This is a genomic window from Acidiferrobacteraceae bacterium (assembly GCA_037388825.1).
GTDB lineage: Bacteria > Pseudomonadota > Gammaproteobacteria > Acidiferrobacterales > JAJDNE01 > JARRJV01.
The window spans coordinates 1-14053 of the sequence record JARRJV010000016.1 but is presented as its reverse complement, the minus strand read 5'-3'; the positions used below and the strand labels follow the sequence as shown (position 1 = coordinate 14053).

Below are 14053 nucleotides of genomic sequence, written 5' to 3'. Positions count from 1 at the left end.
GCAGACGGCTGACGCGGTGCGCGCGGGCCGGCCGTATCGGGTTGCCGGGTACAGGAGGCGGCGCTCGGATATTTTGGCTCCCCGGGACGGACTCGAACCGCCGACCAAAAGATTAACAGTCTTCTGCTCTACCAACTGAGCTACCGGGGAAGAGGGCGCGTATGGTACTGACGCCCCCCGGACCGGTCAAGAAAGACCGCAATCCAGCGCTGTCCGGCCCGAGGACAGGGGCGAAACCCGGGCCCGGCCCGTCCGATACAGGACGATGGCGCGACGGTATCCGGCCGGTCCGCAGAAGGTGAACGTGGCATTGGGCCATCCGGAGCCGTCCGGTTTGAACATCACGTAGTAGAAATATCCCGATCCGTCCCGCAACCGGCTCCCGGCCGGCAGGGCCTCGTGGACGCGCAGGAGCTGGTCTTCCGGGTCCACGATCCGGTCCCGGTCCCGGTCGACAAACGTGATCCAGCCTCCGTCCCAGCTCGCACCACGACCGCATCGCTGCCCGTCATCACTTTTACAGACCGTGATGGTCTGTCTCGTCTTGATCGCGGTGCTGCGTGCATAGGACAGGGAGGCCATGAGGTCGTTCACTTCGGACGACGTCATTTCCCGGCGAAGCAGTTGCCCCGCTTGCAGGGCCAGGCTGCCAAGGATGGCCAGAACGGTGACCGCGGTCAGGATTTCGACGAGATTGAAGCCCGCCTGTCGGGCCGGTGCCCGAAAAACGGGACAGAATACCCCGGAGTGGGGCACGAAAAGGTTTCTCACGCTCATCCTCCTTGATTTGCGCTTTGTGAAATCGCGCCATTCGGCTTCCTGCCGGAATTGGGCGACAGCAGACTATTATTCTATGGGTCGTGCTCGAATGCGACAAGGCCGCCTGACGGCTTTTCGCGGAGGTTCTGGCAGCGAGTCACTTTGGGTGTGACAGGACGAGGACGGCCCGGCTAGTTCTTGCCCAGCAGGCCTTCGATCCGGTCCAGCGCAGAATCAAGGGATGCCATATCGGTGGCAAAAGACAGGCGCAGATAGCCAGGGGCGCCAAAGGCGGAACCGGGCACCAGGGCCACGCCGGCATCATTCAGGATCCATTCAGCCAGTTCCACGTCGTCAGCGATGCCGGCGTGGGCGGAAACAGTCTCGCGAACATCCGGAAACGCGTAGAACGTTCCGTCAGCCGGGAGGCACCGAAATCCCGCGATACGGTTCAGTCGTTCCACCACGTGGTCATGGCGCTGGCGGAAGGCCTGCAACATCGGCGTGATACAGCCCTGGTCGCCGTCCAGGGCGGCGCGCGCGGCCGCCTGGGAAATCGATGCCGGGTTGGACGTGCTCTGGGACTGGATCTTCTTCATGGCCCCGATCAGTTCTGTCGGGCCGGCCGCATAGCCAATCCGCCAGCCGGTCATGGAATAAGCCTTGGAAACACCGTTGAGAACCACCGTGCGATCGAGAAGATCCGGGCAGGCAGTGACGATATTGGAAAAGGGCTCATTCGCCCACAGGATATGCTCGTACATATCGTCGGTCGCGACGACTACCTCGGGCCATCCCCGCAAGACCTCTCCCAGGGCCGCCAGTTCGGCACGCGTGTAGGCGACCCCCGTGGGGTTGGAGGGGCTATTGATCACGAACAGCCGAGTGTGGTCCGTCAGCACGGCCTCCAGCTGTCGCGGCGTAATCTTGAACCCTTGCTCAATGCCGGCGTGGAGGATCACCGGTTTCGCATCGGCCAGAAGCACCATATCCGGATAGGACACCCAATACGGGGCAGGAATGATTACTTCATCGCCGGCATCCAGCAAAGCCTGCGCCAGGTTGAAGAAACTCTGCTTGCCGCCACAGGAAACGAGGATCTGGTCCGCGTCATAGTCCAGGCCGTTGTCGCGATGGAACTTGGCGATGACTGCCTGTTTCAGTTCCGGCGTGCCGTCGACGGCGGTGTATTTCGTGAACCCGTCGCGAATTGCCTGGATTGCCGCTTCCTTGATGTGTTCGGGCGTATCGAAATCCGGTTCACCAGCCCCGAGGCCAATAACGTCCTTGCCGGCGGCACGCAGTTCGCGCGCGCGATTGGTGACGGCCAGCGTGGGCGAAGGCTTGATCCGCTGAACGCGTTGCGAAAGGAATGGCTTTGACAAGGGTGCGAGATCCGGGAAAACGGGCTACAGAAAACTGCGTTAATATATTCCAAGAACTGCCACGCGAACAGTAGATGAGCGAATTTTTTGAACTGAGCAGCCCCTATGAGCCGGCCGGCGACCAGCCGGCCGCGATCGATGCCCTGACCGAGGGTATGGCCGCGGGGGAGGCCTGGCAAACCCTCCTGGGCGTCACCGGTTCCGGCAAAACGTTCACCGTTGCAAACGTGATTGCCCGCATTCAGCGGCCCGCTCTGGTTATGGCGCCGAACAAGACCCTGGCCGCGCAGCTGTATTCCGAGCTGCGCGATTTCTTCCCGCGCAATGCCGTCGAGTATTTCGTCTCCTATTACGACTATTACCAGCCCGAGGCCTACGTACCGTCATCAGATACCTATATCGAGAAGGATGCATCCATCAACGAACACATCGAACAGATGCGCCTTTCCGCCACCAAGGCCCTGCTGGAGCGCCGCGACAGCATCATCGTCGCAACGGTCTCCGCCATCTACGGTCTGGGCGACCCCCAGTCCTACCATGGCATGATTCTGCACCTGCGCGCCGGCGCGCCAACGGATCAACGCGCCATCCTGCGGCGCCTGGCGGAGCTGCAGTACACGCGCAATGACATGGAGTTACGGCGCGGTACCTTTCGCGTACGAGGCGATGTGATCGATATCTATCCGGCCGATTCGGAGCGGCTGGCCGTCCGGGTGGAATTGTTCGGAGACGAGATCGATGCCCTGTCCCAGTTCGACCCGCTGACGGGCGAAGTCGTAGAGCGCTTGTCGCGCACGACGGTTTTCCCGAAGTCCCACTACGTCACACCGCGGGAAACAATCCTGCACGCGGTGGAGCAGATTGGCGAGGAATTGAAAGTCCGTCTCGACGAGTTGCGCCAGGCGGACAAGCTGGTCGAGGCGCAGCGGCTGGAGCAGCGCACGCGCTTCGACATGGAGATGATGCAGGAAATCGGTTACTGCGCGGGAATCGAAAACTACTCACGGTACCTTTCCGGGCGGGCGGCCGGGGAACCGCCTCCGACACTGATCGACTATCTGCCCGATGATGCGATTCTCGTGCTCGACGAAAGTCACGTTACGGTGCCGCAGATCGGTGCCATGTACAAGGGGGACCGGTCGCGCAAAGAGACTCTGGTGGAATACGGATTCCGGTTGCCGTCGGCACTGGACAACCGGCCACTGCGCTTCGATGAATTCGAGGCCATGATGCCGCAGACCATTTTCGTGTCGGCGACCCCGGGGCCCTATGAACTGGAGCACTGTCCAACGGTCGTCGACCAGGTGGTCCGCCCTACAGGTCTGCTGGATCCGGAAGTAGAGATCCGGCCGGTCGCGAGCCAGGTGGACGACCTGCTCTCGGAGATCAACCTGCGCGCGCAGGCGGGGGAGCGGGTCCTGGTAACCACCCTGACCAAGCGGATGGCCGAGGATCTCACGGATTATCTGAACGAACACGGGGTGCGCGTACGCTATTTGCATTCGGACATTGAGACGGTGGAGCGGGTAGAAATCATCCGCGATCTCCGCGCCGGAGTGTTCGACGTGCTGGTGGGGATCAATCTTCTGCGTGAGGGTCTGGATATGCCGGAGGTTTCGCTGGTGGCGATCCTCGATGCGGACAAGGAAGGTTTCCTTCGATCGACCCGATCGCTGATCCAGACGGTGGGGCGTGCCGCGCGCAATCTGCATGGCAAGGCAATTCTGTATGCCGACACGATTACGGCCTCCATCCGGGCGACCCTGGACGAAACCGAACGGCGTCGGCGCCGGCAGACCAAATACAATGAGGCCCATGGCATCACTCCCCAGGGCGTCCAGAAGGCCATACGGGACATCATCGAAGGCGTTCCCGGGCGTGGCCCGGGTGGTCGGCCACGTAGCAAGGCGGGCCAAATGGCAGCAGAGGAGGCTGCCCGCTACGAGGCCATGCCGGCAACGAAACTCAGCAAGTTGCTACAGCAACTCGAGAAGGAAATGTACCGGCACGCCCAGAATCTCGAATTCGAGGAGGCGGCGGCGGTGCGTGATCGCATCGAGGCCATCAAGACGACCCGATTTGAAGGGACGGATGTGGCCGCCGACCAGGGAACCTGATCACGCTACCTGGTAGTAGTCCCGATACCAGTCCACAAAACGGCTGATCCCCTCTTCAACAGTCATCATCGGCTTGTATCCGGTGTCCCGGACCAGGTCGTCGACGTCGGCATACGTATCCGGAACGTCGCCCAACTGCAAGGGCAGCAGGTTCTGTTCTGCTTTTTTCCCAAGGCAGTTTTCCAGCACCTTGATGTAGTGAAGGAGCTCAACGGGTTGATTGTTGCCGATGTTGTAGAGCCGGTACGGCGCCAGACTGGACGCTGAATCGGGTTTGTCTCCGGACCAGTCCGGATTCGGCTCCGGGATCCGATCCAGAGTCCGGACAACGCCCTCGACGATATCGTCGATATAGGTGAAGTCTCGCCGATGTTTTCCATAGTTGAAAACATCAATGGGCTTGCCCTCGAGAATATTGCGCGTGAACAGAAACAGGGCCATATCCGGCCTGCCCCAGGGACCGTACACAGTGAAGAATCGCAGACCCGTGGTGGGCAGTCGGTAAAGGTGGCTGTAGGTATGCGCCATCAGTTCGTTGGCTTTCTTGGTGGCAGCATACAGGCTCACCGGATGATCGACGTTGTCGTGCACCGAGAATGGCATATTGGTGTTGGCGCCATATACCGAACTGCTGGAGGCATATACGAGATGTTCAACGCCATTGTGTCGGCAGCCTTCCAGGATATTGACGAAGCCGACCAGATTCGTATCCACATAGGCATGGGGGTTCTCGAGCGAGTACCGCACGCCGGCCTGAGCCGCAAGATTTACTACCCGATGCGGCTGGTGCTGCGCAAATACCTGGGCGATCTTCTCCCGGTCCTCAAGATCGACTCTGACATCCGTATAGGCATCGTGGTTCAGGTTTCGTTCCAGACGCGCTTTCTTCAAATTGACGTCGTAGTAGTCGTTGAGATTGTCAATGCCGATGACCTCATCCCCGCGTTCAAGCAGGCGCATGGAAAGCGCTGACCCGATAAATCCCGCGGAACCTGTAACAAGTACTTTCATCTATTTCTTCCTGTTTTCTGGATGATCATGTGCTGCCGACCGTTCTTGGGCCGTGCCGATTGTTACAACCTGCCGTCGACATATTCGCTGGGGAAGACTGACTTCACGTCAAACAAGATGCAGTCCTCGCGACCCAGTTTGCGAATTGCGTTGGCGCCCATCTCCCGAAACTGGCTGTGCCCAACGGCGACCACAATTGCGTCATACTGATTGTCCTGCGGCGCCGTGGTCAGATCCACGCCATACTCCTCTTTCGCCTCCTCGGGATTGACCCAGGGATCGAAGATATCGACCGTTGCGTGAAAACTTCTGAATTCCTGGACGATGTCAATCACGCGGCTGTTGCGCAGGTCTGGACAATCTTCCTTGAACGCAAAACCCATCACGAGAATCCTGGATCCTGCCACGTGAATCCGGCGCTGGGTCATCAGTTTGACAACCCGATCCGCGACATAGCCTCCCATCGCGTCGTTGATGCGACGACCGGCCAGGATGATTTCCGGGTTATAGCCGATCTCCTGCGCTTTGTGTGTCAGATAATAGGGATCTACGCTGATACAATGCCCTCCGACCAACCCGGGCCGAAAGGGAAGAAAATTCCATTTGGTGCCTGCCGCTTCGAGCACTTCCAGGGTATCGATTCCAAGACGGGAGAAAATCAGCGACAGTTCATTGACCAGCGCGATGTTAAGATCCCGCTGTGTGTTCTCGATCACCTTCGCAGCTTCGGCTACCCGAATGCTTGATGCGCGAAAGGTACCGGCGGTGATAATCGCGGAATAGACTCTATCGACGAAGTCAGCGATTTCTGGCGTTGATCCCGACGTGACCTTGACGATCGACGTCACGCGATGATTCTTGTCTCCGGGATTTATGCGTTCCGGACTATATCCCGCAAAGAAATCCTTGTTGTAGGCAAGTCCGGATTCCTGTTCGATTATCGGAACGCATTGTTCTTCCGTTGCGCCTGGATAAACGGTGGATTCGAAGACGACGATGGACCCCGGTTGAATAACCTGTCCGACGGTTTTGCTCGCGGACCGCAATGGGGACAGGTCAGGCTGCTTGTGCCGGTCAACCGGGGTCGGCACCGTTACGATAAGAAAGTTGCAGGTCGATAGATCCGAAGCCTCAGAGGAATATCGAAGGTGGGTGGCGTTCGCCAGCTCTGCCGGTTCCACCTCCAATGTGCTGTCTTTTCCGCTGCGTAGTTCGTCGATGCGGCCCGTATTGATGTCGAATCCGACGGTATCGAATTTTCGACCGAATTCCACGGCAAGAGGGAGTCCGACATAGCCGAGTCCGATGACGCCGATTCTTGCCTCATTCAGGTCACGCATATTTTACACCCCGATTATTCCGCCGCGCGAGTCGCGACAAGCCGCGACAAGTCTACGACAAATACATTTATGCCAAATGAAATTTATCGCGGGAATGGCCCACGATCCTGTTTTTTTCCGGTTGGACGCTGCGAATTCGGCAGCAGTGCAGACCGGTCTATTCCCCGAAGGGGCGTAGCATACCGATTTGATGTGATTCCAGTCTACGTCTGAGCATAGTTCATATTGCACATCCGTTCTGGTAGCACAAATTGGCTGGTGGACTCTATAATCGGCCCGCGTTTTTTCACAGATCGGGATCGAAAGGCCGCGTATTGTAATTTTCCTTGCGTGGGTCCGTCACTCCCGGGTGTGCTTGGAAAAAATGTGCGGTGGGCTATAGTTTAGGAACAGGAGAATTCAAGAAATACCGGGATGTCGGGAAAGCGACTACGGCGCCCCTCGTCGACGTGAACGTGCGCCGATGAGGGGAAACTGGGGATCGCACCGGACCCATCCTGATTAGAGTCGGGCGTGCTCTGCGGGGAGACGCGGTCCCGACGAACAAGAACCATCTGAGGAAAAAGTTGCTGCGCCACTGGGGGGGCCGGCGATGAAGATTCGTGTTTTTCGACACTATCTCGATGCGCCTACGTGGATATTGGCGCTTCTTGAGGGAGCGGTGTTTTTCGGGTCCGTGTACGCGGCTGCGCATCTGCGCTACCTGGGCGGCACGGCGGAAAACCTGAACGAACTTGGCCCCCTCTATGGTCGAGCGATTGTCATCACCGCGACCATGCTCACGATCTTTCTGGTCCTGGGGCTCTACAACGCCGAGTTCCGTTGGGGTGAGCGCAACTCCTATTTCTTGCACGGCGTCAGCTTCGTTCTCGGCTTTGCCGCTTTGACGGTCATCTTCTATGTTGTGCCGCATCTGTTCCTCGGTCGAGGAGTACTGGGAATCTCACTGGTGATTGCTTTTGCCGCTGTGACCGCAATTCGTGTCCTGTTCTTTGTCGTTCTTGGCGGTGGCGCGGGTCGGCGAAGAGTAATCGTATTGGGTACCGGATCACGGCCGGCCAAGATCGCCGAACTCGCGAAATCCAAAGACAATCACAATCGATTTGCCTTGGTAGGGTTTGTCCGGGCCGACGACCATGAAATCGAAGTGGACCCCGAGCAACTGGTCCCAAACAATGCTCCGCTGCTGGCCCTGGCCAGGCAGAACAGGGTTGACGAAGTGGTGGTAGGGATTCGGCAGCGTCGGGGTGGCACGTTGAATATGAAGGATCTGCTTGAATGCCGTATGGAGGGGATCCACGTAGTGGATCTTTCAACGTTTTTCGAACGCGAGACCGGGAAGGTCCAACTCGAATCGCTGAATCCGAGCTGGATGGTATTCTCCGATGGTTTCAATCGGAGCAATATCCGCACTACAGTGAAAAGAGTCTTCGATATTGCTGTCAGTGCATCGCTGCTGTTACTGACGTTTCCGGTCTTTCTCCTGACCGCATTGGCGGTCCGACTGACCAGTAATGGCCCCGTATTTTATCGGCAGACTCGGGTGGGAGAATGCGGACAGAACTTTGATATTTTGAAGTTCCGCAGTATGCGGGTCGATGCCGAGAAAGAGGGCGCACCGCAGTGGGCGAGCCAGAAGGACTCGCGCGTTACTCCGATCGGGCGGTTCATACGGAAAGTGCGCATTGATGAACTGCCTCAGGTGTTCAATGTGCTGAAGGGGGATATGAGTTTCGTTGGTCCGCGGCCGGAAAGGCCCTTCTTCGTGAATCAGCTGATCAGCAAGATCCCGTACTATTCCGCCCGGCACGCCGTAAAACCGGGAATCACCGGCTGGGCACAGATCTGTTATCCGTATGGATCCTCGATTGAGGATGCAAAAGAGAAACTTCAGTATGACCTGTACTATGTCAAGAACCACACCTTGTTCCTTGACTTGATCATAATGTTTCAAACCGCGCAGGTGGTTCTGTTCGGCCGAGGCGCGCGCTGATAGCTCGGGCAAGCACGGGCCGATCGAGATGTTTCCGGCCGGGACTATTCTTTGGTGTGCAGCGGGTCTATGGGCGAGTTGTACCAGCCCGATACTCTGCCTCTGCGGAAGTAGACTTTGGAAACGCCATAGTCCCAGAGTGTATCGGTTTTGATGATCGGCTCGCCCTGGGCGGCGAGCACTTCCGCCTTGGTTGACCCGATGGAGAATTGGACGTTTCGGGTCGGCGCGTCCGCCGGGGCGGGGGCCTCTTCCTGAGGGGGAATGGCAGACAGAGGATCACCTGGACTTTCTTTCCAGCCACTTACCTTGCCATTTTCGAAGAATACCTTCGACCGGCCATAGTGCCAGGTGTCTTCGGTGACTCGGGATGGGGTACCCTGAATCCGAAGCACGTCCTGTCGGCTGGACCCAATCGTGAAGTAACTTGAGGCGTCGGTTGTGGCAATGCCGGGCGAGGGGGCGGGAGACACCAAGTCCCGGTCCGGCCCCCGATTGTCGGCTTTGTCCAGGGCACTGTAGCGCGTGGCATCCGGGCTCGGCGGCGGAAACAACTCGTCGTAGCCAAACAGAACCACCAGACTGAGGCCGAGGAGCCAAATCAGTCTTGGCCGCCATCGGGCCCGTGTGCCACGGTCAGAGTCGTGATCGCGCCGCCGCCCCTTCCACCCATCATCGAATACCGACGACGGCTGTGTTGCCCAGGAAGATCCCTGTGATTCCCGGGACGGGTTCGCGGAAGTCTCTTTGGGGAAACGGGGGAGGCTCCCATGTCGCCTTCGGTAGTCCGACAGGCTCTGGTATGCCTGGTTGATCTGGACGATTTTCCGGCGCGCTTCTTCGCCCTCTGGGGAGCCTTCCGGAAAGCGATCGGGGTGCCACTTTTGCGCCAGTCTCCGGTACACGGCGCGTATGTCATTCCAGTCGCATCCCGGTTCGAGTCCGAGCGTCCGGTACCAGCGGCGGATTTCGTTGGTATTCGTCACGTAACCCACCAGACTAGTTCATGCGGGCCGCGGTCCACCGGGACAGCGAATGGCATGCGTGTTGCACATTTCCCATCGCCAGTCGTTCAGTAAATCGCGTTTGTGCCAGTTTTTGCCAATGGTTATGCGATCGTGAATAGTACCGCGGCATCATTCGACCCTGTCGATTCTTAATAACGAATGGAGTTTATCGCTATATGAATCTGGAAAATAACAATATTTCCTTCGTTCTGCATCCCTGGCAACCGGCCGCGGGGAAGTCCGGTGATGTGGAGGCGCCGTTCCACGTCGAGCATACAGGGGGGGCTACTTGTGGTCGAACCCGGAAAAGAAGAAAATTGAATCCGGCCAGCGGGTGGTTCGGTGAGAAAAAAACTACATCACCGAATCATCAACTGGTTCAAGAAGTACAAACGGATATTCGGGGTCCGTCACCAGGAAGAAGCGGTCACGCCTGTGATGCTACGGTCCCACTGGTTGTGCAGGGTTGCCTGTGCCGGCGGTGGGTTCATTGCGGAAGCAGGTGCAATGGCTGCCCGAGGTGGCGAGGACACAGAGGGCATGACGATGCCAGCCAGACTCCAAAGGCGGCCGTCGCCCTGTATCAACGCAAGGGGAAATTGGAAGACGTCAAGGTTATGGGACGTGGGGTGCATTCGGTTGTAGTAGTTCTGATCTTGTTGATGGTATCCGCCTGTGCGAGCAATCCCGCGGGTCCATCGACATCATCAAATTCCGTGTCGAAGGCCGGGTCCAGCGCAGCGGACAAGCCGGAGATGTCTGGCGTTTCGAAGCTTGTCGGTGTGTATCGCATTGGCGTCGATGATGTCGTCAAGATTTCCGTATGGCGCAATCCTGACTTGTCAGTAACCGTACCCGTCCGCCCGGATGGCAAGATTTCGATGCCGCTCATTGGTGATGTGTCCACCGGTGGGCACACGACGCAAGAGGTTGCTCAGGAAATCCAGAAGCGTCTGTCAGCATACATACGCGATCCCCAAGTTGCCGTTATCGTTTCGCAACTTCGTAGCAATGAATATCTTTCACGGATCCGCGTTACGGGGGCCGTGCGCGCCCCCGTGTCATTGCCGTACCGGCGTGGGATGACAGTTCTGGACTGCGTGTTGGCCGCCGGCGGAATCAATGAATTCGCAGCACCGAACCGAACGAAGCTTTATCGCAAACATCGAAGCGGAAAAACAGAAGTGATCAAGATCAAGCTGGGGGACATACTGACTCGCGGCAGGCTGGCGACGAACGTCGCCCTTGAACCAGGGGATGTGGTTACTGTCCCGGAACGTTTGTTCTAGGGGGCGATATGGTTCATATACCAATCGAACAAGTCGCAAAGATCATCGCAAACGAGGCCTACCTTCACCGAAAGGCAGTCGTTGCTCTGTTTGCGTTGATCTGCATTGCCTTTGTATCCGCTGGTCTGGTATGGCCAAAGACGTACACGTCGTATACCACAATTTACGTAGAGCAAAAGAATATCATTGAGCCCCTCATGCAGGGGACTGCGGTTGCAACCAATGTGCAGGACCGGGCGAGAAATGCGAGAGAGATCATCTATGGCCGGGATCTGCTAACCGCGGTGCTGGAGGATACCCACCCCGGGGTGAAGAACGATTCGCCACTTGAGCTTGAGAAGCGGATTGAGAAACTAAAACGTCACACAGACGTGGTAAATGTGGGCAGAAATCTGATCAAGATTTCGTATAGCTCGACCGATCCGAAAGAAGCGTACCGCGTAGTCAAGAAGTATGCAGATCTCTTTATGGAGGCGAGCGTTGCGGAGCAGGTGAAGGAGAGCAAACGTGCCTTCGACTTTATCAACAAACAAGTTCAACAGTACCACCAGAAACTGACGCAGGCGGAACAAGAACTCAAGGAGGTCCGTTCGCAGAATCTTGACGCGATCCCCGGGACCGGAACGCAGGTTGGAAATCGAATAACGACCTTGCAGGAAGGTATCGAGAATACGCGCGAGGCCCTGCGCGAAGCACAAATCAAGGCAGAATCCCTGAGGAAGCAGTTGAGCGGGGAGACTGCGGTTGCGGGAGTCCTGTCACGGGAGTCGCAATACGCTGCCAGGATCTCGGAATTGCAGACGCAGCTCGATACCTTGCGGCTTTCCTACCGTGAGACGTATCCGGACATCGTCTCGATCAAACATCAGATCGAGGATCTGAAGAAGGCGATCATAGCCGACAGGAAGGAGCGCGAGCATCCGAAAGCGAAAAAAGGGTCGGGGACGGATGATGTTGTCGAACAGAGCCTGATCATCAACCCGCTGTACCAGAAGTTGCGGCGCGAGATGTCCGATACAAGAACCAGTATCGATACGCTCAGGGCGCGTCTCAAAGAGAAAGAGCGCATGTTGTCTGAAGAAATCAACCGCGGGAAGAGAGTTCACTCCGGCGAGGCGCAACTGGCTGAACTTACCCGGGACTATGAGGTCAATCGGGACATATATCGCGACCTGCTGCGAAAGCGCGAAAACGCGCGCGTATCGATGAATATGGATTTAGGGCAGCAAGGGCTCACGCTGCGATTGTATCAGGCCGCGTTTTTGCCGCTCCGCCCGAGTGGATTGCGTTTCGTACATTTTGTTGCCATGGGGGTTCTGCTGGGTGTTGGCATGCCGTTCGGGCTGTTAGTGCTGAAGTACCGGTTTGATCCTCGCGTCAGAACAGAGTCCCTGCTGTCGGAGGAGTTGGGTTTGCCGGTATTAAGCGTGGTTCCCCATTTGGGGACCCCGTCGGAGGAAGCGGCGTTGGCAAATGAATTTGGGCGACTGGCGTTTGTTGTGATGGGGACGCTGGCGCTCACGGTTGTCGCGGGGATTCTCAAGTTGAGAGGAATACTGTGATATGGAAGAGCATCGGGATATTCCTAAAGACGCAGAAAGAGAAGGCTCGCGGAAGGTGAAACGACGTAACGGAAGCCGGAAGACCGCGAAAGCCAAAGGGGAACTGGTGGAGGTTGCGGCCGGGAAGCTGGTTCCGGCTAACGGCAAGAGCCTGGGGATTTCCCCACGCTATGAGATCGCGCGCATGCGTGAACCATGGCAATACGAGAAGCAGGCATTGGCCGAGATGAGAATCATCTCTCCGGAAATGCCGGATCGGGGGGTGGTGGATGCGTATCGGCGGATGCGCACCAAGATCGTCAAGAAGAATGGCGGGGAAAACCCAACGATTATGGTTACGGGAATTTCGCATGCCAGCGGCGTTACGTTTACCGCATTGAATCTCGCTGCCGCATTCGCATTTGATGAGAGCAAGACCGCTCTGGTCATTGACTGCAATTTTCGCAGCCAGGGCATGGAACTTGGCGAGGAAGGCGATCGGGGGGAGGAAGTCGATCGGTACGGCTTGGCCGACTATCTCGACGATGAAATGGACGACGTGGGAATGGAAGAAATCATACACCCAACTGGCATCCGGCGGATGCGGCTCATCCCGAGTGGGGGAGAAAGGGAAGGGCTTGTAGAGTATTTCACGTCGACGAAGATGAGTGAGCTTGTCGAGTCGGCGAAACAGCGCTACCGCGACAGGTACATCATTATTGATACGCCACCGATTCTGGAATCTGCAGATACGGGGATCCTGACGGACCTATGCGACTACGTGATTCTGGTGGTTCCCTATGGCAGGTTCACACAACAGCGCATCGTGGATGCGGCCAGGGCGATCGGACAGGACAAATTTCTCGGAGCTGTCTTTAATGACGTTCCTCATGTGCCGGACGTGGCAATCGAGAAACTGAAGACGCTTTGGGATATTCCCCGTGCGTCAAAAGTCGCGATCGATCGGCTGAGATCGCTGTGGCAAAAGAGCGAATAGTCGGTTCTGTGGCACATTTCGCACCTGTACCAGACAACGGCACATAGCTGGCGGCGATGGCATCGATCCACAGGAAGCTGCGACAAAACGACAGGATGATAGGGGAATGGAAAAACAAGGGGGCCGGGTGTACAACCGGTACGTTCCGGTACTGGGGTTCGTTGTGGTCGCGCTGCTGTCTGGCGGATCCCATGCGCGGGCAGCGCAGACCGCGTTTCTGGCCGGCTATTCTCTGGAATATAGCGACAACATTACCCGCTCTCTGAGCCCCACATCCGACATCACCCAAACCCTCCGTCTTGGCGGCGCCTACGCTGACACGACGTCGACCGCCAGGATCGATGTTCGCGGGGAAGGATTTTACCGCGACTATGTATACGATACTTTTGGCAACAACCTAACCGGAACGCTCGATGCGAACGGGCTGTGGATCATCTCGCCAGATCGTTTCACCTGGGCCGCACGGGATCGGCTCGCGATGTCCACCGTTGACCCACTGAGCCCAGCCACCCCGGCCAACCAGCAGAGAGTAAACGTATTTGAGACCGGTCCAGACTTCCGGGTGCGTTTCAGCCCCGTGAGCAGTCTGATTCTGGGTAGCCGCGTAATCGACG

At 57.5% G+C, this 14053-nt stretch carries 11 protein-coding genes and 1 tRNA gene; 6 read left to right on the top strand and 6 right to left on the bottom strand.

The window, feature by feature from the left end; translation table 11 throughout:
* Positions 1 to 74 precede the first annotated feature (74 nt).
* From P8X48_04350 to P8X48_04340, 3 genes are all read right to left on the bottom strand, one after another.
* Positions 75 to 150, bottom strand: a tRNA-Asn gene (locus P8X48_04350).
* Between the two features lie 36 nt (positions 151 to 186).
* Positions 187 to 771: a GspH/FimT family pseudopilin gene (locus P8X48_04345; GenBank protein MEJ2106550.1), complete on the bottom strand. Its 585-nt coding sequence runs from the start codon at positions 769 to 771 to the stop codon at positions 187 to 189.
* A 179-nt stretch (positions 772 to 950) separates the two neighbouring features.
* Positions 951 to 2144, bottom strand: coding sequence for a pyridoxal phosphate-dependent aminotransferase (locus P8X48_04340; GenBank protein MEJ2106549.1), 1194 nt, complete (start codon positions 2142 to 2144; stop codon positions 951 to 953).
* Between the two features lie 74 nt (positions 2145 to 2218).
* Between P8X48_04340 and uvrB the strand changes: the two genes are divergently transcribed.
* Positions 2219 to 4261, top strand: coding sequence for an excinuclease ABC subunit UvrB (gene uvrB / locus P8X48_04335; GenBank protein MEJ2106548.1), 2043 nt, complete (start codon positions 2219 to 2221; stop codon positions 4259 to 4261).
* Here the strand turns inward: uvrB and P8X48_04330 are convergent, their stop codons facing one another.
* Positions 4262 to 5272 (bottom strand): NAD-dependent epimerase, encoded by a 1011-nt coding sequence (locus P8X48_04330; protein MEJ2106547.1) that lies wholly within the window; start codon positions 5270 to 5272, stop codon positions 4262 to 4264.
* A gap of 62 nt (positions 5273 to 5334) precedes the next feature.
* Positions 5335 to 6612, bottom strand: a complete 1278-nt coding sequence (gene tviB / locus P8X48_04325; protein MEJ2106546.1) for a Vi polysaccharide biosynthesis UDP-N-acetylglucosamine C-6 dehydrogenase TviB — start codon at positions 6610 to 6612, stop codon at positions 5335 to 5337.
* 592 nt (positions 6613 to 7204) lie between these two features.
* Between tviB and P8X48_04320 the strand changes: the two genes are divergently transcribed.
* Positions 7205 to 8605, top strand: coding sequence for a TIGR03013 family PEP-CTERM/XrtA system glycosyltransferase (locus tag P8X48_04320; GenBank protein MEJ2106545.1), 1401 nt, complete (start codon positions 7205 to 7207; stop codon positions 8603 to 8605).
* Positions 8606 to 8649: 44 nt separating this feature from the next.
* Here the strand turns inward: P8X48_04320 and P8X48_04315 are convergent, their stop codons facing one another.
* On the bottom strand, positions 8650 to 9591 hold the full coding sequence (locus P8X48_04315) for a J domain-containing protein (GenBank protein ID MEJ2106544.1): 942 nt from the start codon (positions 9589 to 9591) through the stop codon (positions 8650 to 8652).
* A 620-nt stretch (positions 9592 to 10211) separates the two neighbouring features.
* On the opposite strand from P8X48_04315, the gene P8X48_04310 reads away from it, so the two are divergent.
* From P8X48_04310 to P8X48_04295, 4 genes are all read left to right on the top strand, one after another.
* Complete coding sequence (locus P8X48_04310; GenBank protein ID MEJ2106543.1) at positions 10212 to 10901, top strand: polysaccharide biosynthesis/export family protein; 690 nt, start codon at positions 10212 to 10214, stop codon at positions 10899 to 10901.
* 8 nt (positions 10902 to 10909) lie between these two features.
* Entirely contained in the window at positions 10910 to 12463 is a 1554-nt protein-coding gene (locus P8X48_04305) for a hypothetical protein (GenBank protein ID MEJ2106542.1), read from the top strand.
* A 1-nt stretch (position 12464) separates the two neighbouring features.
* Complete coding sequence (locus P8X48_04300; protein ID MEJ2106541.1) at positions 12465 to 13439, top strand: AAA family ATPase; 975 nt, start codon at positions 12465 to 12467, stop codon at positions 13437 to 13439.
* A 106-nt stretch (positions 13440 to 13545) separates the two neighbouring features.
* The coding region (locus tag P8X48_04295; GenBank protein MEJ2106540.1) for a hypothetical protein at positions 13546 to 14053 on the top strand (508 nt) is incomplete at its 3' end.

Bases quoted from the DNA above. Each gene is read 5' to 3' on its own strand.
- P8X48_04300 (MEJ2106541.1), top strand. From the start codon at position 12,465: ATGGAAGAGCATCGGGATATTCCTAAAGACGCAGAAAGAGAAGGCTCG.
- P8X48_04320 (MEJ2106545.1), top strand. From the start codon at position 7,205: ATGAAGATTCGTGTTTTTCGACACTATCTCGATGCGCCTACGTGGATA.
- P8X48_04305 (MEJ2106542.1), top strand. From the start codon at position 10,910: ATGGTTCATATACCAATCGAACAAGTCGCAAAGATCATCGCAAACGAG.
- tviB (MEJ2106546.1), bottom strand. From the start codon at position 6,612: ATGCGTGACCTGAATGAGGCAAGAATCGGCGTCATCGGACTCGGCTAT.
- P8X48_04330 (MEJ2106547.1), bottom strand. From the start codon at position 5,272: ATGAAAGTACTTGTTACAGGTTCCGCGGGATTTATCGGGTCAGCGCTT.
- uvrB (MEJ2106548.1), top strand. From the start codon at position 2,219: ATGAGCGAATTTTTTGAACTGAGCAGCCCCTATGAGCCGGCCGGCGAC.